The sequence below is a fragment of the Fructilactobacillus florum 8D genome, assembly GCF_000512295.1.
GTDB classification, from domain to species: domain Bacteria; phylum Bacillota; class Bacilli; order Lactobacillales; family Lactobacillaceae; genus Fructilactobacillus; species Fructilactobacillus florum.
Genome location: NZ_ALXG01000011.1, coordinates 74,256 through 94,845, shown reverse-complemented (window position 1 = coordinate 94,845; position 20,590 = coordinate 74,256). Strand labels below are relative to the sequence as shown.

Below are 20,590 nucleotides of genomic sequence, written 5' to 3'. Positions count from 1 at the left end.
GAAAAAGATGACCAGTGGTATTTGATTAAACTATTTGCACCAACCATCATTTCAATTGCGTTATATGTGGGTGCCATACTGACGTATGCTGCCAAGCTGTATTTACGTAGACACGGAAAGAAATCTTTTAATGATAAAAAAGCGATGGTTGTTGCAGTTGTTCAGGCACTTGGAGTGGTAGTTTTCTCGATGCTTTTCAAAGTTAATCCTAATAATTTTGGACTATTTGCCTTTAATATCTTGTTTATTTCGCTAAGTTTTACGGTGATTGCCCTGATTTTAAATCGGATGATGGGAACCAACGGTTTAATTTTAATGGTGATTTTATTAGCGGTACAAGCATTGATTTCAAATAATATTGTGCCAACGAGTGCACTTGGTATTTTCAATAAAATTGCATGGCTATTGCCACTTACCTATGCTGTCAATGCGCTTAATGACGCAATTAATGCAGTTTATTTTGGAGCTGGTCAGTTGTTATCCTTAATTGGCCTAGGGATTTATCCAGTTATTTTGGGAGTAACCATGCTATTGTTGGAATTTAAGAAAAAAAGGAATCAATTAGCGACTGATTAGTGCTGGTTGTCGTTGTAAACAACCAGATTAATACGGGAGGAAATAACCAATGGATATTAATCGAGTTGAAAAAGAAATCTTTAAACGAGCCATCAAAACTGCTTTGCCGGCCGCGGTCCGAGTTAAATATCAAATCATTAAGAGTGAAAAGCAAATTAAAATTAATGAAGCTAGCGCTGAACGCAGTGCCAGTATCAAGGACATGGAATCAGCATTACAGCTCAAGCTGCAGGGGAAAGCGGGTCGTGCTGCTGAAAAAGCGTGCGCTAAGCTACAAAAAGGTCACTTTACCAAGGGTGCCGATAGTTTATAATTCTGATCCAAAGTTTAAAATTAAGAGATTGTGATAAAATTAGCAAAAAGTCTTGTAGTTTTTTAGAATTCAGCTAAACTGACAGTAATCAAAAGTTGATAAGGGAGAAGACTATGCCAAACTTAGATCCTAATTTAACGGAGGTTTTTAATCAGCATTTAACGCAGATTAAACCGTCGCAAATTCGCTCGTTTTCAAAAGAGATTAAAGATATTCCTGGTCTGATTAGTTTGAATGTTGGAGAACCTGGATTTAATACTCCTGAGCACATTAAAAAAGCCGCTATGGCCAGCATTGCAGAAAACAAATCCCATTATTCGCCACAAAATGGGTGGCTTGAGTTGCGCCAAACGATCAGTGATTTTCTTCAGCAGCGACTTCATTTGACCTATGACCCTGAACAAGAAGTAATTGTGACGGATGGTGCTACCGAGGCACTTTCTAGTACTTTTTTAGCCACGGTTAATCCCGGAGATCAGGTTTTGGTACCCCAACCAGCTTATCCAGCTTATGGTGCAATGATTGAACTGGCTGGGGCAAGTGTAATCCCATTGGATACATCTCCAAACCAATTTAAAATTGATCCACAAACATTAGATGAGCAACTAACGGCTTATCCAGAAGTCAAAGAAATTATTTTAAATTATCCAAACAATCCAACGGGAGTGGAATACACAGCCACGGAACTAGAGGCATTGGCAGCAGTGATTCAACGCCACCATTTGTTGGTAATTGCGGATGAAATTTATTCCGAATTAACCTATAGTTTACCGCATACTTCGATTGCCAACATTATTCCAAATAGTACCATTTTAATTAATGGAGTTTCAAAATCACATGCGATGACGGGTTATCGATTGGGGTATGTTGCTGGACCAGCTGCGGTAGTTGCAAATATCAATAAGGTGCATGGTTATTTAGTGACGTCTCCATCTAATCCGGCCCAATATGCTGCAATTGAGGCCCTCCAGCATGGTCGCCACGATACTGAACCCATGCTGGTTGAATACCAGCAACGTCGTGATTTAGTAACCGAGACTTTGCGTCCGTTAGGATTTGAAATTATTAATCCAGACGGAGCGTTTTATATCTTTGCTAAAATACCTAGTTGTTATCATGAAAGCTCACGTGAATTTTGTCTCAGACTGGCACAAGAAGCTCATGTGGGGGTTACTCCTGGCAGTGCTTTTGGAACTAGCGGGGAAGGGTATTTTCGGATTTCCTATGCTGCAAATCTTGCTCAAATCAAACAGGCGCTTACAAATATTAAGCACTTTGTAGCAGAGATGGCTACTCCTAAATCAGTTTAATTAAAAAAAGCATCCTAATTATTTCATTAGGATGCTTTTTTATAAATTCATCTTTAAAAATTTCAATAGGTTTGTGAGGTAGTTGCGGCGCTGTTTTTGCCATTTACCGGTATAATCGGTAAAATTAAAGCAATCGGCACAAAAACTAACGAGGTGAGTAAAATGGATGTTGGAATTGATCGGATGGGTTTTTATACGCCGTCTTATAAGGTAGCAATGGCTGATTTAGCACAAGCACGAGGGGAAGATCCCGCTAAATATCTAATCGGGATTGGTCAGACTAGCCAAGCAGTAATCCCTCCTTCACAAGATGCTGTCACGATGGCTGCTAATGCGGCGCTGCAGGTATTAGATGAAGAAAATCGATCAAAAATTTCATTGATTATTTTTGGAACGGAAAGCGGTGTCGATAATTCGAAGTCGGGAGCAATTTATTTACAAAAATTACTACACTTAAACAGTGCGGCACGTGCTTTTGAGATTAAACAGGCTTGTTATGGGGCAACCGCTGGTCTGCAAATGGCTCAAGATTTTGTACGGGCGCATCCAGAGCAACAGGCTTTGGTTGTTGGTTCAGATGTGGCACGGTACGGGCTATATACACCTGGTGAAGTGACCCAAGGTGCAGGAGCAGTAGCCATGATAGTTAAGGCTAATCCAACTATTTTAGCACTCAGCACGTGCAGTAGTGTTTATTCAGAGGATGTGATGGATTTTTGGCGTCCTTTGAATCGAACCGAAGCAATGGTTGATGGGCATTATTCAAATGATGTCTATCAACAGTTTTTTGTAAAAACAGTCCATGAATATTTACGACAAACAGGTTTATCGCTAAATGAATTGCAGGCGCTAGTTTTTCATTTGCCATATACAAAGATGGGGTTGAAGGCGCTTAAAAGGTTACTACCTGAAGTTAGTGAAGCCCAACAACAAAAATGGCTAGCAGCTTTTAATGCTAGCAGTCTAGCCAGCCGTGAAGTTGGAAACTTGTATACGGGATCATTATATTTGAGCTTGTTGTCATTGCTTGATCACTCGGATAGCTTACAGCCAGGTGCTCAGATTGGCTTATTTAGTTATGGTTCGGGAGCACAAGGTGAGTTTTATACCGGGACGTTGCAACCAGGATTTAGGAATCAGATGCGGTCTCAGTTAATCGAACAGATGTTGGAGCAACGCACTCAGTTATCGGTGCACCAGTATGAAATTATGTTTTCGCAATGGCCATCGGCGGGAACTGAAAATTTAGTTGTCGATACTCAACATGACCAGTCTGATTTTGTGTTTACTGGGATAGTTGATTATAAACGTCAGTATGTACAGCAGAGTGTTAGTTGACACTCCTTTGGAAAACGGGTAAGTTTGTAATAATTAATCTTGAAGCACGTCCAGAGAGACAGCAAGATTTTAGTTGCGAATACGGATGTTTAGCCAGCTAAAAATCACTGTCTCTGGATAGTGATTTTTTATTAGGAGGAGCTCCGTGACAAAAGAAAATGAGATTGTTTTGGACGTTAATGATCGTCCTGGTTGGTTAAGCTGGATCGGTTTATCGTTGCAGCATATGTTTTCTATGTTTGGAAGTACGGTCATTGTTCCGTTGTTGGTCGGATTAAGTCCAAGCATTGCATTGTTTGCTTCTGGGATTGGAACTTTGCTGCATATTCTAATTACCCGCGGGAAGATTCCAGCTTATATGGGTTCCAGTTTTGCATTTGTAACCCCCATGCTTGCTTTGATGAAAACGACAGGAATTGCTGGGGTTCAGCAAGGAGTAATTGCAGTTGGGTTGATGTATTTGATTGTCGCGCTGTTAGTGTGGCTTTTAGGAACCGCTTGGATTGACCAGCTCTTGCCACCAGTAGTTGTTGGACCAATCGTCATCGTGATTGGACTATCCTTAGCTGGAAGTGCAGCAACTGATGCGATGATGAAGCATGGCAGTTATAATCTAACTTATTTTTTAATTGCCCTCGCAACCCTTTTTCTAGCGATTTTCTTTAACATGATATTAAAGGGATTTTTAGGGATGATTCCAGTGTTGTTGGCAATTGTTTGCGGATATTTACTTTCAATTGGCTGTGGCTTAGTTGATCTGCATGCCATTGCGGTAGCCCCCTGGTTTAAAGTTCCACAATTTTCGTTTTTGGGAACCGAAACCGGTTTTCATTTCGAATGGAATGCCATCCTAGTAATGGCTCCGATTGCATTTGTAACTATGACAGAACATATGGGACATCTCTTGGTATTAGGTGAGCTAACTCATCGTAATTTTTTTAAGCATCCTGGATTAAATCGAACGCTTGCTGGTGATGGGGCCGCTTCGATTGCAGCTGGGTTAGTTGGGGGTCCAGCAGTGACTAGTTACGGCGAAAACATCGGCGTTATGGCGATCACCAAAATTTATAGTGTGTATGTGATTGTAGGAGCAGCGTTATTTGCAATTGCTTTTGCATTTATTAATAAGTTGAACGTCTTGATTATGCAAATGCCGTTACCGGTCATCGGGGGAATAAGTTTTCTCCTTTTTGGAACGATTGCGACTAGTGGGATTAAAGTGATGGTTGATGATCGGCTTGATTTAAATGAAAAACGAAATCTTATGATTGCATCTGTTATTTTAGTAATTGGAGTCGGCAATGCTTACCTTCAAATTGGCGCTTTCCAGTTCACGGGAGTAGCATTAGCAACCGTTATCGGGGTTGTTTTAAACTTGATTTTGCCACCGGCCTCAACCACTAAATAAAGATTAACTGCGACCGACTAGCCTCTATTAGCTAGTCGGTTTTAGTTATATATTTTTAGAGAAGTTTAGTAATCCTTGGAAAAAAAGTAAGTAATTATGTATAATGAAAAAGTCAAATTTTTTAAGATGAGGGATGGATTAATTATGAAGAAAAAATGGTCATTGTTGGTAATGACAGGATTAACAATTTTGGGATTGACTGCCTGTGGTAAGACTCAGACGGCCGAAACTAAGACACCTAAGACACTTACAGTTGGTCTTGAAGGAACCTATGCGCCCTATTCCTATCGTAAAGACGGTAAGTTAACTGGTTTTGAAGTGGAATTGGCCCAAAAGACCGCTCAACGAATGGGATTAAAGACTAAATTTGTAACAACCGGTTGGGACTCGTTGATTGCTGGGCTGAATACCAATAATTATGATGTGATTTTTAACAATATGGCTGAAAATCCCCAGCGAAAAAAACAGTTTCGGTTTGCTAGTCCATATGCCTATTCTAAGTCAGTGATTATTACTAAAAAAGATTCTAAGATTAAAGCTCCACAGGACTTAAAGGGTCAAAAAGTTGCGGAAGGAACCGGAACTGATAACTGGAATAATGCTAAAAAAATGGGAGCACAACCAGTAGCATCTCCTGATTTTCAAACCTCGATGGACATGATTGACCAAGGACGAGTGGTGGCGGCTGTTAATTCACGGGAAGCCTTTGAATACTGGAAGAAGAGCCACAAATCTACTGATTTGGTTTATAAAGAAGTTCCTAATGACGTAATTAAGGCCGATGTGATTGCACCAATGATGAATAAAAAATCTAGTGAGCTCAATCAGAAGATGAACAAAGTGCTTGCTGCTGAACGTCGTGATGGGACATTGAAGCAACTGTCAATTAAATATTTTGGAACTGATATTACTAATAAATAGGGGTTAATTAACATGTGGGAAATCTGGAGTTCATCGTTACCCAGTTTATTCGGGGCAATGCTTAAATTTACCATTCCACTGTCATTATTATCATTTGCAATTGGGTTAGTAATTGCAGTCGTGGTGGCTTTGATAAAATTTTTACCAGTGCAAGGTAATCGATTCATTAAACTGTTGTGGCAGGGAATTCGGCTCTTGGTTAGTTTTTATGTTTGGGCCTTTCGCTCAACTCCACTGTTAGTGCAATTGTTTATTATTTTCTTTGGACTACCATCGATTGGAATCAAATTAGCACCGTTTACAGCGGCAGTCATTGGCTTTTCCCTCAATACAGGTGCTTATGGTTCAGAAACGATTCGCTCCGCACTTTTAGCTGTTAATCAAGATCAATGGGATGCAGCCTATACTTTGGGATTTAGTACACCACAAACTTTATGGAGAATTATTATGCCACAAGCTTTGCGGATCGTGTTGCCACCATTATCAAATGAATTTATTGGTTTAGTAAAAGATACTTCATTAGCAAGTACGATTACAATTGCAGAGATGTTTCAAGTTAGCCAGCAGATTGCTGCACAAAATTTTCAACCACTGACAATGTATATAGAAGTCGCCTTTTTATATGCGATCTTATGTACAATTTTGAGTACGCTACAACATTATTTGGAACGTCGTTCGTCAAAATTTGTACAGGAGGTCAGTCACTAATGTTACAAATTTCAAAATTAACTAAGCAATTTGGTAGCCAACAAGTACTAAAGGGAATTAGTGCTCGGTTCCCCGAAAAACAAACCACGGTAATCGTTGGTCCATCTGGTTCGGGGAAAACAACACTCTTACGTTCTTTAGATTTACTAGTGCGTCCCGATTCCGGCGAATTAACGTTTGATGATTTAAAGCTTGATTTCAGCCAACCAATTAGTTCCAAGCAGCGTAATAAATTACGCAATAAAACTAGTATGGTGTTTCAAAATTGGAACCTTTTTCCTAATTTGACCATTCTGCAAAATATTACGAGTGCTCCAATTCATGTTCACAAAGTTGCAGTTGACCAAGCAGAGCACCAGGCCCACAAGTTATTGCAAGAAGTTGGTCTAGATGAATATGCGACGGCATATCCACATGAGTTGTCTGGCGGGCAGCAACAAAGAATTTCTATCTGTCGGGCTCTTGCGGTGCAGCCCCAGTATATTTTGTTAGATGAACCGACTAGTGCGCTTGACCCGGAAAGGGAAAATCAAATTTTACGTATGCTTGAACGGCTTTCTAATGAGGGTAACTCGTTGATTATGGTTACCCATAATATGCAATTTGCCAAAAATGTTGCTGATAAGATTTTATTTTTAGAAGATGGCGAACTTCAATTCGATGGTGATAAAGAAGCATTTTTCAGTGCTAAAACTGATCGGATTCAACAATTTTTACAAGGAGTCACGCTCAATTAAAAAACGTAGCCTTAGGCTACGTTTTTTAATTGAAAATAATAAGACTTAAACAAAGATATAATAAAAATCCTAGTATCCAACTTTCTCGATTAGTAAAAATCTGAAAGCCATAGCTACCGAGCAGGATTGCAATGGCAACGACTCCTTTATAAATTGGATAGTTAGCAAGTAATAGTCCGGCAAGCAGAATGATGGCTATTAAATTTGCTCTAGTTTCAAGGTGGTTTGTAAAATGTAGATTAAACGATATAAAATAGAGGGTTGCTAAAATGGCAGCGTTAAGAATGGTGTGTTGATCGAGGTATTGGTTGTTGAGATAGTTTAGAGCGGTGATTGGTAAGACCGCATTGACTAAGCAAAAACAAATGAGACCGTAGTAGTTATGCAATTGAAATTTAGGCATTAAAACAGCAATATTAACAACTGCAATCAATAAAAATGAACAGTCTAAAACGATTGGAAAACCGGAACTAATTGCTAAAATGACTGGAATTGGATTAAAGATTAACGAGAGACGTCCATCCAATTTTCCTAACACGATCCAGCCAGCGATTGCCCAGCAGAGCTGATTTATTAACATGACATGACCAGTTACGTTAGTGCTAAGTGCCCAATTACTACCGGCTGCTAAATTCCAAATTAAAAGATTAGCACCAACAAAGCTAATTCCTAAAATCCAATTGCTGATTTTATTTATAAAAATTGTTTTCATAGTAACAACCTCGATTACTATTATATTAATGTAATTTATTAGCAACGGCAACTTAAATTATGGTAACATTAAATAGTTATAAGCATGTTCCCGATGGGATTCACGTTTTGTGAAGCTGCCTTGTAACCAATTTTTAAGGGGGAAAATAAATTGACAGAAAAGCATTTATTCAGTTCAGAGTCTGTTTCAGAAGGGCATCCTGATAAGATTGCAGACCAAATTAGTGATGCGGTTTTAGATGCAATTTTAAAACAAGATAAACAGGCTCGAGTTGCTTGTGAAACATCAGTTACAACCGGGTTAGTCTTGGTATTTGGGGAGATCTCGACGACTGCTGATGTAAATATTCGTGAAATTGTGAAAAAAACTTTACGGCGGATTGGATATGATAATCCTGCGTATGGGTTTGATGCGTCGAATGTGGCGATTTTAGTATCACTAGATGAACAGTCGCCGGACATTGCAGTGGGCGTTGATGAGTCGGAAGAGACCAGAAGCGGAGCTAGTGATCCAATGGATCAATTAGGTGCTGGTGATCAGGGGATTATGTTTGGCTATGCTACAGATGAGACTCCCGAACTAATGCCATTGCCGATTTCTTTAGCGCATCAGTTGATGAAGCGAACTGCTTTGGTGAGAAAAACCGAACAATTGCCATATCTTCGTCCCGATGCAAAAGCCGAAGTGACAGTTGAGTACGATTCAAATGGACAGCCATTCCGAGTTGATACGGTAGTTTTGAGTACGCAACATGATCCAGAAATTAGCCAGCCACAGCTGCACCAGGATGTCATCGAACAAATTATTAAAGCGACGATTCCAAAACAATATCTAGATGCAGAGACTAAATACCTAATTAATCCAACTGGTAAATTCGTGATTGGCGGTCCTAATGGAGATGCAGGGCTAACCGGACGAAAGATTATTGTTGATACCTATGGTGGTTCTGCCCATCACGGTGGAGGGGCATTTTCTGGAAAAGATGCAACTAAGGTTGATCGTTCTGCCAGTTATGCTGCTCGGTATATTGCTAAAAATATGGTGGCAGCCGGACTCGCTCGTCGAATTGAGCTTCAGTTAGCGTACGCCATTGGCGTGGCCGAACCAGTTTCCATTGAGGTTAATACCTTTGGTACATCTCAGTATTCGGATGACGAGTTAATTCGTGCAATTCGTGCAATTTTTGATTTACGTCCGGCTGGGATTATTAAAATGCTTGACTTACAAAGACCGATCTATGAACAGACAGCTAGTTACGGTCATTTTGGTCGTACTGATATCGAATTGCCATGGGAACAAACGGACCAAATTGAAAAATTGCAACATTTTTTTAATTAATTTTTAATCGACTCTTTGGGAGTCGATTTTAGTTTGAAGGGAAATTTTAATGCAAGCGCGAACAAACATCAAAATTACTACGATTGCTTTATTTATTGCAACCTTTATGACAGCAGTCGAGGGGACGATTGTTTCAACAGCGATGCCAACCATTGTTGGTGATCTGCATGGAGTCTCCCTGATGAATTGGGTTTTTTCCATTTTTCTATTGACCAATGCAATTACCACGCCAATTTATGGTAAATTAGCTGATCAGTTAGGGCGAAAAAAGATTTTTCTTGCCGGAGTTGTTGTGTTTATCATTGGCTCGCTTTTTTCTGGTCTATCTAATGGTATGGAAACGCTGATTTTTTGGCGGGCTCTTCAAGGAATCGGGGCGGGAGTGATCATGCCGGTTTCCTTTACTATCGTGGCTGATATGTATCCATTTGAGAAACGAGCCCAAGTGATTGGAATCCTTGGATCAGCATGGGGAATTGCTTCAATCATCGGGCCGCTCTTAGGGGGATTCATCGTTGACAGTTTATCATGGCACTGGATTTTCTTCATTAATGTTCCAATTGGCTTGCTGACAATTGTTTTGCTTGCTTGTTTTTTCTATGAGCAGCCCCATAAAAAGACGCAGCCGCTCGACGTGGCGGGAATTATATGGCTGGGCATCTTTTTATTAGCACTAATGGTGGGTTTTCAGCAACTAAGCAACCAACCTATAAATTATCTAGTGTTAGGTAGCTTTTTATGTGTGACAATTTTGAGTGGGTTCGCTTTTTACTTGCAGGAGCGACACGCTAGTGATCCAATTATTCCCATTGATTTATTTCATAATCGCACTTTCGTAATCCAAAATTGTATTGCTGCTTTGATTAGTGGGTTTATCTTTGGCTACGAAGTATATTTGTCTGATTGGACACAGGGAATTATGGGATTGAAGGCCACATTTGCTGGATTTGCAGTCACTCCAACATCGATTCTTTGGATGGTAGGATCATTTTGGTCAGGGAAATTACTATTAAAGTGGCGACCACAGTTGGTAACCGGGCTTAGTTTAATTTTTATTGGCTTTGGAGCAGTGTCATTAGCATTGCTACCAATTACAACCCCGCTTGTAATCTTTTGGGTTCTGTCAACGATTATGGGGATTGGCTTTGGTATGTGCATCACGACCTCATCTGTAACTTCTCAAAATGAGGTTAGCAATGAACGAATTGGGGTGGCTTCTTCGTTTAATACTTTGAGCCGAACTTTGGGGCAGACGTTGATGATCTCAGTTTTTGGGATCGTTTTAAATCAAGGAATGGCCAACGGAATTAAGCAGCATTCCCAAGCGAGCCTTAAGTTGATGGATCAATTGATTAATCCACGTACCGCAACTACGTTACCAGCAAGTGTTTTGCCGACGTTACGTCAGATTTTATATGGCGCTTTACACAATGTTTTTTTAGTAGCGTTGTTGTTGGTAATAGCTGCAGTAATCGTTAATTTTTTTGATCGTAAGCAGATTAACTAGCGCTTTTCGATCGCAATCAACATTGGTGGGTGGTTAATTTGATTAATAAATTGATACTGCATTACGTGAAAGTCGGTTTGGGGAAGGCGGGTTACAAAATTTAAAACGGCTTGTTGTTCTTGTTGGCTTCCGTGATGACCGACGTAAACCACTAGGAGCAAGACACCATGGCGGCGTAAGTTTGCTAGCAATTTTTGCATGGCAATTACCGTGGTCTGAGCGGTAGTTGCCAGCTGATGGTCGGCGCCTGGTAAATAGCCAAGATTAAAAATTGCGGCGGCAAGCGGTTCTTTAACGTAGTGATCGGCATTCTCGTGTCCAGTATTTATGAGGCTAACTGGTGTTTCGACGTGATGATTTTCTAACAATGCTCGAGTAGCCTGGATGGCTTTTTTCTGAATATCAAAGCTATAGACATGACCATGATGACCGACTAACTGAGCTAAAAAAAGGGTATCATGCCCATTCCCAGCCGTTGCATCGACAACGGTATCACCAGGATGGACACTTTTAGCTAAAAGATCATGACTGGTTTGCAGTGCTGATTTTAAGTACATGGCAGGTTCCTTTCAGACTAGATAAAAAGACGTTTGAAACTTGTTTTTTGGCAATTGATTTGCTATCATTAATTTAATTATAGTTTAACTTAAATTGTTGAGATGAATTATTACGTTGAAGGTATTGGTCAGCGACTAGGTGGATGGTGTGAACCTAGCTTACCCTCTGCGGAACTTATCATTGAGAGTTAGCCGAATCGAGTAGGTTAATCGTTGTCCGCGTTAAGGAAACCAAGGGTCCCGGTTTTGCGGGGAATTTAGGTGGTACCGCGGTTTTTCGTCCTATAGAATGAAATGTTCTATGGGGCTTTTTTTATCGAGACAGGAGATGGATAAAGATGGTTTATGATCACAATAAAATCGAGGCAAAATGGCAGCATTACTGGGAACAAAATCAAACTTTTCAAACGGAAAATAGTCCCAAACCTGAGCAAGAGAAGTATTATGTCTTAGACATGTTTCCCTATCCATCTGGACAGGGCTTACATGTGGGTCATCCAGAGGGTTATACTGCAACTGATATTATGGCACGATTTAAACGGATGCAGGGAAAGAATGTTCTACATCCCATGGGTTGGGATGCTTTCGGCCTTCCAGCAGAGCAGTATGCTCTAAAAACTAAACATAACCCAGGAAGCTTTACTCAACAGAATATTGCTAACTTTAAGCGTCAAATTAAATCACTTGGCTTTTCTTATGATTGGAGTCGAGAGGTTAATACGACTGATGCAAGTTACTATAAGTGGACTCAGTGGATTTTTGAAAAGCTCTATGAAAAGGGCTTGGCGTATGAAGATGAAATTGAAGTTAACTGGGCTCCTGATTTGATGGGAGGAACGGTGGTTGCCAATGAAGAGGTCGTTAATGGAAAAACTGAGCGAGGTGGTTATCCGGTCTATCGTAAGCCGATGAAACAATGGGTTTTGAAAATCACGGCGTATGCAGATCGCTTACTTGATGACCTCGAAGATCTCGATTGGCCAGAAAGTATCAAACAGATGCAACGAAATTGGATTGGTCGTTCAACTGGAGCGCGGATCACTTTTCCAGTGGTTGATTGTCAAGACACCATCGACGTCTTTTCTACTAGGGCGGACACGTTGTTTGGGGCAACTTATTTAGTTCTTGCACCTGAAAATGAACTAGTTGACCGCCTGACTAGTTCTGAACAACAAGCAGCCGTAGCCGATTATAGAAAACAAATTGCCTCAAAATCTGATTTAGAACGAACTGATCTTAATAAAGACAAGACTGGTGTTTTTATTGGATCATATGCTACCAACCCCGTAAATGGTAAGCATTTACCCATTTGGATTAGTGATTATGTACTATCATCTTATGGAACGGGAGCGGTTATGGCTGTTCCAGCTCATGATCAGCGCGACTATGATTTTGCTAAAAAGTTTGCGCTACCGATCATCCCAGTGATTGCCGGTGGAAACGTTGAAAAGGAAGCTTATACTGGTGACGGTCAGCACATTAATTCTGGTTTTTTGAATGGATTGGACCGCCAAACTGGTTTAGATAAGATGATGGAGTGGTTACAGGACCATCATGCTGGTAAATCTCAGGTGAATTACAAATTACGTGATTGGATTTTTTCACGGCAACGCTATTGGGGTGAACCTATTCCAGTAATTCATTGGGATGATGGCACGACTAGCTTGGTTCCAGAGACGGAACTACCACTAAGGTTGCCACAAACGGATGATTTAAAACCATCTGGAACCGGACAGAGCCCCCTTGCAAATCTGACTGATTGGGTAAATGTAACCGACTCACAGGGACGCCATGGGGTTCGTGATACCAATACCATGCCACAATGGGCGGGTAGTTCTTGGTATTACCTACGTTATATTGATCCTCATAATGATCAAATGATTGCGGATCCAGCAAAGCTAAAGTACTGGCTACCAGTTGATTTGTATGTCGGCGGTGCCGAACATGCAGTGCTCCATCTTTTGTATGCTCGCTTCTGGCATAAGTTTTTATATGATCTGGGGGTTGTCCCAACCAAAGAGCCATTTCAAAAACTAGTTAATCAAGGGATGATTTTGGGTACAAATCACGAAAAGATGTCTAAATCAAAAGGAAACGTGGTTAATCCTGATGAAATTGTAGCGGAGTACGGAGCTGATACGTTGCGCCTATATGAAATGTTCATGGGTCCGCTCGTGGAGTCAAAACCATGGAGTACCGAAGGACTTGCCGGGGCAAATCGCTGGATCAAACGTTTTTGGCGCCTCTTTATTGATGATGATAATCAAATGAGCGAATTTTTAACGACTGAGAATGATGGCAATTTGACTAAAATTTATCATCAGACTGTGCAGAAAGTCACTAATGATTTGGAAAAAATGCGGTTTAATACTGCTATTTCACAATTAATGGTTTTTGTTAATGCGGTTTATAAGGAACAAAAACTGCCAACTGAATATGCGACCGGACTCGTTAAACTACTGTCACCAATTACTCCCCATCTCTGTGAAGAACTTTGGCAACGTCTAGGAAATAAGAATTCGATTGCCTATGCTGACTGGCCTAGCTATGATGAACAGCAAACGGTTGCTGATCAAATTGAAATTGTAGTTCAAGTCAATGGCAAAGTGCGGGCTCATCTACAGGTTGAGCCGAACATAAAAAATAGTGAACTACAAGAATTAGCACTTGCTAATCAGCATGTGAAAACAGCGGTCACAGGGAAAAAGATTCATAAAATAGTGGTAGTTCCTAGCAAAATTGTTAATATTGTAGCTAGTTAATAATCTGATTGCTTAGAATGTTGAAGGCGGGTTTGATTTTGAATAATGATTTTGATGAAGACGCAGTTCTAGCTGCCAAACAGGCGACGGCTTCGGAACACGGTCGTGCTCAAATGTTGAAGGGTTCAGCCTGGATGACAATTGGGAGTATTCTTTCAAGGATTCTTGGTGCGCTATATATCATTCCATGGCGCTTGATTTTTGGCGCTTCATTATTTCCAATTGCGAATTCACTATATACGCAAGGATATAACATCTATAGTTTTGTATTGATTGTTGCAATTGCAGGGATTCCATCTGCGATTGCAAAACAAGTTGCGCATTACAATGCTTTAAATGAGTATCAAATTGGAGTTAAGCTGTATCAGCGTGGACTCATGTTAGCAGTTGGTATGGGGATTATTAGCGCTTTGATTCTATGGCTAGGAGCTCCATTTTTAACTAACGGAGATGCTAATGTAATTCCTGTAATTCGGTCACTAGCATGGGCAGTTCTGATTATTCCAACCATGAGTTTGACCCGTGGATTTTTTCAAGGATATGAAGACATGGCACCCTCAGCTCTGTCGCAGTTTGTGGAACAGCTGGCTCGGGTTATCTATATGTTATTGTCTGCTTTCGTTATTTTACGGGTGTTCAATGGCAGTTGGGTTACCGCAGTGGCACAATCAACCTTTGCTGCTTTTATTGGTGCTATCTTTGGCTTGCTAGTACTCGGTTGGTATTATTGGCGACGGCATGATTATTATCAGCAATTAATAGCGCAGAGTAGCAACAAACTAAGTGTACCAACGCGTCAATTGTATCGCGAAATTATTATGCAAGCAGCTCCGTTTGTGATTTTAGGAGCAGGTGTAACCATTTTTTCTTTGATTGATCAATTTACCTTCTTCCCGATTATGCAAGCTACCACCAAGATCTCAATGCAAGCTTTGCAGGTGAATTATGCAATCTTTGCGGGCAATGCCAATAAACTGACTATGATTGTGATTTCGCTTGCGTCTTCGATTGCAATTACGATGGTTCCGATGTTATCGGCAGCCTTTACCCGCAAAAATGGTCAAGAAGTTCGTTATCAGTTTTCAAATGCATTAATTTTATTTGAATTTGTGATGCTCCCGGCGGCGCTGGGGATGGCTGCAGTTGCGGGTCCTCTAAACAGAACCTTCTATGGTACTTCTAATATGAATTTTAGTAGCAATATTCTATCATTTTCTGCTCTGCAAGCGATTCCAGTGGGGCTGTTTGTGGTAGCGGCTGCCTTAATGCAGGGGGTTTCCCAAAACAAAAAGGCAGTAAAATTTTTTGTGATTGGAACGGTTGTGAAACTGTTGACGCAGTACCCATTGGTAGTCTGGATGGGAGCTTTTGGAACCTTACTATCAACGATCTTGGGTTTTTCGCTAGCTAACTATTTAATCTTGCGAGTGTTAAGTCGACAGTTCGGGATTGAAACTGGTCGAGTTGTTCAAAAAACCGCTGAAATTTTATTATTTTCTTTGGTGATGTATGTCGTATCCTTAGTGGGTGTTTATGCTCTGAACTTCTTGATTGGTTTGGTAGGAAATCCGTTTGGCTCGCTAGCAAGCTTTTTTGTGACAGTGGTTGTTGCTTGCATGGGGGGCATGGTGTATATCTATCTAACTTTAAAAACACATGTTGCTGATGAAGTATTGGGTCAAAAAGTGCAACGTCTCCGTGATGGACTGCACATTAAAAGCTAATTTAAGTAAAAAACAGGGCAGAGATCGTTCAACGGTCTCTGCCCTGTTTAGTTTGATTTTAAAGTGATAGTTTCTGTTCGTGCTGTTTCATAAAGGTAGGTAATGCGGCTGAAATTTGATGTGGCAGGACAACATATTGGGTGGTGGCCAGTTGTTCAGCAATGGCACTGTGGGTATAGACAGCGCTAAGTAAGGCATTTTGGACATCAGTAAACTGGGCAAGGAAACCCGTAATGATGCCAACCAGAGTATCTCCCATTCCTCCAGTTGCCTGGGCTGGGGTCCCAACGGTGTTTTCATAGCAATCGGTAGGGGTATAGACACAAGTTCGATGGGACTTTAAAACGAGATAGCCAGATTGTGACCCTAAAATTTGTTGAAAGGCAATCCGATTTTTCGTGGTAGTTTGTTGGGAGACCTGCAAACCAGAAAGTCGTTCCCATTCGATTTGATGTGGTGTCAGGACGATTGTAGCGGTTGGCAGTGCTAACTGATGGTTTGCGATTAAGGTTAGTGCTGATCCATCTAGGATGAGGATTTGATCAGCAGTAATCATGGCTAAAATTGCTTTCAAGATATGTAGTGCTTGATCTGAGACCCCTAGTCCTGGACCAATGGCCACTACTTTTGCCGTCTTTATAAGTTGCGATTGTTGTTGCTGATAATCAGCCGTCATGGCTTCTGGCACCCAATTATGCACACTTGCAAAATTGATGGGATCAGTTAGGGTGGTAGTTAATCCGGTTCCGGCATACACGGCACCCAGAGTGGCCATGATGATAGCTCCGCCAAATTGCTGATTACCGCCTACCAATACTGCTTTTCCATAGGTTCCCTTAAAACTAGTATTCGGCCGAATCCGAATTGTTTGTGGTAAGATTGCTGATGTAATCTTTTGCATAATAGTTCACCTCTTGTTTAGTATAGCACGAGCTCTTGCATAAGAAATTAACACAGAAAAGGATGATTAAAATGGATTGGAAAGCAGCTGCAGCCGCCCTACAACCTGAATATTTGGCTGACTTAAAAAAATTAGTAGCAATTGATAGTTCTCGTGACGTAGAACATCAGACGGATGAATTTCCGCTTGGTCCGGGTCCTGCCCATGCGTTACAACAATTCTTAGCATTTGGGGAACGAGATGGGTTTGTTACTAAAAATATTGATAACATCGTTGGTTATATTGAGTACGGTAGTGGTTCTGAATATTTTGCGGTGTTGGGACATGCAGATACGGTTCCCGCTGGAAAGGGTTGGACGACTGATCCATTTAAACTTGAAGTTAGTGGTGATAACCTGATTGGGCGAGGTACTTCAGATGACAAGGGTCCGGCCCTTGCCGCTTACTATGCTTTGCGAATCTTAAAAGCTAATGGGATCCACCCTATGCGTAAAATTAGATTAGTTATTGGAACTGACGAAGAAACCAACTGGACTGGGATGAAACGTTATTTTGAAACTCAACCAGCTCCTTGCGGTGGTTTTTCTCCAGATGCTGAATTTCCATTGATAAATGGAGAAAAAGGTAACACAAGTTTTGAAATTAAATTCCCTCAAACCCAAGATAGCGTTGTGCCCCAATTAAAATCTTTTCAAGCCGGGTTGAAAGAAAATATGGTTCCTCGGGATGCCACTGCGGTGTTGACTAGTGATGAACCGCAAACAGTGGTGAAGGCTTTTAATGATTTCTTACAAACAGTTCCGGTCACTGGAAGTAGCGAAACAGAATCTAATCTGATTCGGTTAGCAATTGTAGGAAAGGCAGCCCACGGAATGGAGCCTAAAAAAGGTTTGAATGCTGGAACATATTTAAGCTCGTTTTTGGCTTCGCAGTCATTAGATCCGGTCGGACAGAAGTTTGTTACTTTCATTGCCCAAAAGCTGCATGATGATTCTCGAGCGGTAAAATTAGGCTTGAATTTCACTGATGAAGTCATGGGGGATCTAACCATGAACGTTGGTCAGATGCAATATACAAATGATACTGGCGGTCTGATTAACACTAACTTTCGTTATCCGCAAGGGGTTGATCCAAATCGAATTGCACAGCAGCTTCAGGCAGCAACTGCTACAGCAACCGTACGACAAATCAGTAATATGCAACCTCATTTTGTAGCAATCGATGATCCGTTGGTTGAATCATTAATGGAAGTTTACCGAAAACAGACTGGTCGTTACCATGATCAACCAGAAGTAGTTGGTGGTGGAACTTATGCACGTCTAATGGAACATGGAGTTGCTTTTGGGGCATTGTTGCCAACGACAACTGATACGATGCATCAAGCAAATGAATTTCAGCCACAGTCGGACTTATTGCTAGCAATGTCAATTTACGCTGAAGCACTGGCAACAGTTACTGATAAATAATCATTGACAAATGATCGCGTTCAGATTATATTCATTGTCAAACGAATAAAGATAAACGGAACAGCAGAGTATAAAACAGGTTAATCTCAGAGAGTTTCTGGTTAGTGCGAAGAAATGATAACGGTTTTAGAAGATGGGCTGGGAGTTATTCTTACTAGTTATGGTAGGAACGGGATGGATGCCGATATTAAATCCGGTGAGATCCAGTTTGATGCTGGGAACTAAGGTGGTAACGCGAGAGCACTCGTCCTTTATGGATGGGTGTTTTTTCTTTTTAAACTTTTTAGGAGAATGAAGATGCGACTAAAAAAACATTGGATTTGGGGCGGAGTTTTGCTGATGATTTTTGTTTTGGGCTACTTTAGCTTTGGAAACAATCGTTCTCAGCAAAAAAATACCATTCGGGTTGGCATTATGGCAGGGTCACAATCTGAACAAGAAATTTGGAATACAGTAGCTGCGACAGCAAAAAAAAGGTATGGGTTAAATGTCCAGTTTCAGACCTTTACTGATTACAGTCAACCGAATGCAGCCTTGAGCAGCCATAATATTGATGTTAATGCATTTCAAAACTATCCGTTTTTAAAGCTTTGGAATCAAAAACACCACACCAACATTACAGCGGTTGGCGATACTATTATTGAACCAATGCGAATATATTCTTACCAAGCTAAGCGGCTTAATGATCTGCCAACGAAAGCTACAATTACGATACCTAATGATACCAATAATGAATCGCGGGCACTATTTTTATTGCAGAGTGCGGGATTAATAACACTGAAACCACACGTTAAAATCGCTACTTTACAATCAATTCAGTCTAATCTCAAGCAGCTCAAAATTAAGGAAGTTGATGCTAGTCAGACGGCCCGTTCATTATCTGATGTGTCAGCGGCAGTGGTTAATGGAAACTATGCCCAAACTGCCAACTTAAATCCGCAGCGAGCTATTTTTTCAGAACCATTGCAAAAAAATGCGCACCAATGGATTAATTTTATTGCGGCTAACCAGGCTGATCGTAACAACCCCAAAATTCAAAAATTAGTAAAGGCATACCAATCTGAGCCAACCGCTCGTAAGATCAAACAGGTTTCTGGAACTAATCAAATTCCCGCTTGGAAATTAAATTTAAAGGAGTAATTAGCGATGGAACGTGCACAAAAAATTCAAATTCTGCAAAATATTATTAAAATAAAATCAGTTAACGGTAATGAAAAAGCGGTGTTGCGTTACTTATCGTCCGAGTTACGTAATTTTGGCATTGAGAGTACGCTACTCCCATTTGCTAATGAACCGGAGCGAGCCAATTTATTGGTAGAAATTGGGCAAGGCAAAGATCCCCGAGTATTAGGTCTGACGGGTCATGCTGATACAGTGGCAGTTACCAATGATGATGATTGGAAATTTCCACCATTTTCCGCCACCATTTTGGATGACAAGCTGTATGGACGAGGTGCGGCAGACATGAAAAGTGGGTTGGCGGCTGAAGTGATTGCTTTGATTGAACTAGTTGAAAAGCAGCAAGAACCAGCAGGGATCGTGCGCTTATTGCTCACTGCAGGAGAAGAATTTGGAGCACCAGGAGCCTATCAATTTTTGCCAGAAAAAATCAAAGATTTATCGGCGCTGATAGTTGGGGAAGCAACTGATGGGAATGTTACATTTGCGCACTCCGGCAGTATTAACTATCGGATTACTAGTCAGGGGAAACCAGCGCATAGTTCAACCCCAGAGCTTGGAATTAATGCGATTACGGGACTTGCTAAGTTTTTAGCGGTAGAGGCACACTTGTTTGACAAAGCTCCTCACGACGAAGTTTTGGGTGAAGTTCAGCATAGTGTCACTGTAATCGAAGGAGGGAATCAGGTTAATACAATTCCAGCACGAGCCACCCTCTTAGGAAATGTACGACCAACTACTAGTTTTGATAATCAGGCAGTGATTAGCACGATTCAAGCAGCTCTAGATAGAATTAATCAAGAATCTAGCTACAAATTGAAGTTTGAACTATTACATGATTTTTATCCAATTGAAACGGAAGCAAACCATGCTTTTGTGCAACTAGCTTTGAAAATTAGTCAAATGAACTATCAAGATCGGAAACCAAAATTAATTGTTAATAATGGGGCGAGTGATGCCAGCGTATTTGTACAAACTAATCCAAAAATGCCAGTAATTCTGCTTGGGCCTGATAAAGATCAGTCATCTCATCAAATTGATGAACACACGACCATTTCAAGTTATCTAACCACGATTGCCATCTACGAACAGTTAATCACTGACTATTTTCGCGAATCATCGGCGGACTGATC

The 20,590-nt window shown here is 40.8% G+C and carries 18 protein-coding genes, 1 riboswitch and 2 other annotated features; of the genes, 15 read left to right on the top strand and 3 right to left on the bottom strand.

Annotated features, from left to right (window positions below; all coding sequences use genetic code 11):
• The 8 genes from B808_RS06590 to B808_RS01085 form a co-directional block, all read left to right on the top strand.
• Window positions 1–576, top strand: a 576-nt coding sequence (locus B808_RS06590) for an ABC-2 transporter permease (protein ID WP_035421412.1), incomplete at its 5' end; no start/stop codon positions are given.
• Between the two features lie 49 nt (window positions 577–625).
• Entirely contained in the window at window positions 626–889 is a 264-nt protein-coding gene (locus B808_RS01115) for a hypothetical protein (protein ID WP_009167282.1), read from the top strand.
• Between the two features lie 113 nt (window positions 890–1,002).
• Window positions 1,003–2,199, top strand: a complete 1,197-nt coding sequence (locus B808_RS01110; RefSeq protein WP_009167281.1) for an aminotransferase class I/II-fold pyridoxal phosphate-dependent enzyme — start codon at window positions 1,003–1,005, stop codon at window positions 2,197–2,199.
• Between the two features lie 162 nt (window positions 2,200–2,361).
• Window positions 2,362–3,537 carry a hydroxymethylglutaryl-CoA synthase gene (locus B808_RS01105; RefSeq protein ID WP_009167279.1) on the top strand — a complete coding sequence of 392 codons (1,176 nt, stop codon included), beginning with the start codon at window positions 2,362–2,364 and terminating at the stop codon, window positions 3,535–3,537.
• A 145-nt stretch (window positions 3,538–3,682) separates the two neighbouring features.
• Entirely contained in the window at window positions 3,683–4,945 is a 1,263-nt protein-coding gene (locus B808_RS01100; protein ID WP_009167278.1) for a solute carrier family 23 protein, read from the top strand.
• Window positions 4,946–5,089: 144 nt separating this feature from the next.
• Complete coding sequence (locus B808_RS01095) at window positions 5,090–5,866, top strand: transporter substrate-binding domain-containing protein (RefSeq protein ID WP_051393775.1); 777 nt, start codon at window positions 5,090–5,092, stop codon at window positions 5,864–5,866.
• Between the two features lie 12 nt (window positions 5,867–5,878).
• Window positions 5,879–6,574 (top strand): amino acid ABC transporter permease, encoded by a 696-nt coding sequence (locus B808_RS01090; protein ID WP_009167276.1) that lies wholly within the window; start codon window positions 5,879–5,881, stop codon window positions 6,572–6,574.
• Entirely contained in the window at window positions 6,574–7,311 is a 738-nt protein-coding gene (locus B808_RS01085) for an amino acid ABC transporter ATP-binding protein (RefSeq protein ID WP_035421409.1), read from the top strand. Before B808_RS01090 ends, B808_RS01085 begins: the two co-directional genes overlap by 1 nt.
• 25 nt (window positions 7,312–7,336) lie before the next feature.
• Here the strand turns inward: B808_RS01085 and B808_RS01080 are convergent, their stop codons facing one another.
• Window positions 7,337–8,023 carry a hypothetical protein gene (locus B808_RS01080; RefSeq protein ID WP_009167274.1) on the bottom strand — a complete coding sequence of 229 codons (687 nt, stop codon included), beginning with the start codon at window positions 8,021–8,023 and terminating at the stop codon, window positions 7,337–7,339.
• A 71-nt stretch (window positions 8,024–8,094) separates the two neighbouring features.
• Window positions 8,095–8,176, top strand: a riboswitch (SMK box riboswitch).
• Here B808_RS01080 and metK point away from each other — a divergent pair.
• Window positions 8,174–9,361 carry a methionine adenosyltransferase gene (metK, locus tag B808_RS01075; protein WP_035421407.1) on the top strand — a complete coding sequence of 396 codons (1,188 nt, stop codon included), beginning with the start codon at window positions 8,174–8,176 and terminating at the stop codon, window positions 9,359–9,361. Its footprint overlaps the riboswitch before it by 3 nt.
• Window positions 9,362–9,410: 49 nt before the next feature.
• Complete coding sequence (locus B808_RS01070; RefSeq protein ID WP_035421405.1) at window positions 9,411–10,868, top strand: MDR family MFS transporter; 1,458 nt, start codon at window positions 9,411–9,413, stop codon at window positions 10,866–10,868.
• Here B808_RS01070 and B808_RS01065 read toward each other — a convergent pair.
• Window positions 10,865–11,425 carry a class I SAM-dependent methyltransferase gene (locus B808_RS01065; RefSeq protein WP_009167271.1) on the bottom strand — a complete coding sequence of 187 codons (561 nt, stop codon included), beginning with the start codon at window positions 11,423–11,425 and terminating at the stop codon, window positions 10,865–10,867. The genes B808_RS01070 and B808_RS01065 overlap by 4 nt on opposite strands.
• 88 nt (window positions 11,426–11,513) lie before the next feature.
• Window positions 11,514–11,713: a binding site (T-box leader), on the top strand.
• 50 nt (window positions 11,714–11,763) lie between these two features.
• Between B808_RS01065 and leuS the strand changes: the two genes are divergently transcribed.
• Both leuS and B808_RS01055 read left to right on the top strand, forming a co-directional pair.
• Window positions 11,764–14,187, top strand: coding sequence for a leucine--tRNA ligase (leuS, locus tag B808_RS01060; RefSeq protein WP_009167270.1), 2,424 nt, complete (start codon window positions 11,764–11,766; stop codon window positions 14,185–14,187).
• Between the two features lie 17 nt (window positions 14,188–14,204).
• A complete protein-coding gene (locus tag B808_RS01055) occupies window positions 14,205–15,911 on the top strand; it encodes a putative polysaccharide biosynthesis protein (RefSeq protein ID WP_009167269.1) in 1,707 nt (568 codons plus the stop codon).
• 58 nt (window positions 15,912–15,969) lie between these two features.
• Here B808_RS01055 and B808_RS01050 read toward each other — a convergent pair whose 3' ends face one another.
• On the bottom strand, window positions 15,970–16,812 hold the full coding sequence (locus B808_RS01050; RefSeq protein WP_009167268.1) for an NAD(P)H-hydrate dehydratase: 843 nt from the start codon (window positions 16,810–16,812) through the stop codon (window positions 15,970–15,972).
• A gap of 65 nt (window positions 16,813–16,877) precedes the next feature.
• On the opposite strand from B808_RS01050, the gene pepV reads away from it, so the two are divergent.
• The 3 genes from pepV to B808_RS01035 all read left to right on the top strand — a co-directional run bounded on the left by pepV (window position 16,878) and on the right by B808_RS01035 (window position 20,588).
• Complete coding sequence (gene pepV, locus B808_RS01045; protein WP_035421425.1) at window positions 16,878–18,278, top strand: dipeptidase PepV; 1,401 nt, start codon at window positions 16,878–16,880, stop codon at window positions 18,276–18,278.
• 49 nt (window positions 18,279–18,327) lie between these two features.
• Window positions 18,328–18,533: a binding site (T-box leader), on the top strand.
• Between the two features lie 42 nt (window positions 18,534–18,575).
• The gene (locus tag B808_RS01040) at window positions 18,576–19,418 is read left to right on the top strand and encodes a MetQ/NlpA family ABC transporter substrate-binding protein (RefSeq protein WP_155830443.1); all 843 of its coding nucleotides are present in this window, start codon (window positions 18,576–18,578) and stop codon (window positions 19,416–19,418) included.
• A 6-nt stretch (window positions 19,419–19,424) separates the two neighbouring features.
• Window positions 19,425–20,588 (top strand): ArgE/DapE family deacylase, encoded by a 1,164-nt coding sequence (locus B808_RS01035; protein WP_035421400.1) that lies wholly within the window; start codon window positions 19,425–19,427, stop codon window positions 20,586–20,588.
• The last annotated feature ends 2 nt before the right edge of the window (window positions 20,589–20,590 follow it).

What these genes read in the sequence shown, in the direction of transcription:
- B808_RS01035 (WP_035421400.1), top strand. Translation starts at nt 19,425, where the DNA reads ATGGAACGTGCACAAAAAATTCAAATTCTGCAAAATATTATTAAAATA.
- leuS (WP_009167270.1), top strand. Translation starts at nt 11,764, where the DNA reads ATGGTTTATGATCACAATAAAATCGAGGCAAAATGGCAGCATTACTGG.
- B808_RS01105 (WP_009167279.1), top strand. Translation starts at nt 2,362, where the DNA reads ATGGATGTTGGAATTGATCGGATGGGTTTTTATACGCCGTCTTATAAG.
- B808_RS01055 (WP_009167269.1), top strand. Translation starts at nt 14,205, where the DNA reads ATGTTGAAGGCGGGTTTGATTTTGAATAATGATTTTGATGAAGACGCA.
- B808_RS01050 (WP_009167268.1), bottom strand. Translation starts at nt 16,812, where the DNA reads ATGCAAAAGATTACATCAGCAATCTTACCACAAACAATTCGGATTCGG.
- B808_RS01095 (WP_051393775.1), top strand. Translation starts at nt 5,090, where the DNA reads ATGAAGAAAAAATGGTCATTGTTGGTAATGACAGGATTAACAATTTTG.
- B808_RS01085 (WP_035421409.1), top strand. Translation starts at nt 6,574, where the DNA reads ATGTTACAAATTTCAAAATTAACTAAGCAATTTGGTAGCCAACAAGTA.
- B808_RS01115 (WP_009167282.1), top strand. Translation starts at nt 626, where the DNA reads ATGGATATTAATCGAGTTGAAAAAGAAATCTTTAAACGAGCCATCAAA.
- B808_RS01065 (WP_009167271.1), bottom strand. Translation starts at nt 11,425, where the DNA reads ATGTACTTAAAATCAGCACTGCAAACCAGTCATGATCTTTTAGCTAAA.
- B808_RS01090 (WP_009167276.1), top strand. Translation starts at nt 5,879, where the DNA reads ATGTGGGAAATCTGGAGTTCATCGTTACCCAGTTTATTCGGGGCAATG.
- B808_RS01080 (WP_009167274.1), bottom strand. Translation starts at nt 8,023, where the DNA reads ATGAAAACAATTTTTATAAATAAAATCAGCAATTGGATTTTAGGAATT.
- B808_RS01110 (WP_009167281.1), top strand. Translation starts at nt 1,003, where the DNA reads ATGCCAAACTTAGATCCTAATTTAACGGAGGTTTTTAATCAGCATTTA.
- B808_RS01070 (WP_035421405.1), top strand. Translation starts at nt 9,411, where the DNA reads ATGCAAGCGCGAACAAACATCAAAATTACTACGATTGCTTTATTTATT.
- B808_RS01040 (WP_155830443.1), top strand. Translation starts at nt 18,576, where the DNA reads ATGCGACTAAAAAAACATTGGATTTGGGGCGGAGTTTTGCTGATGATT.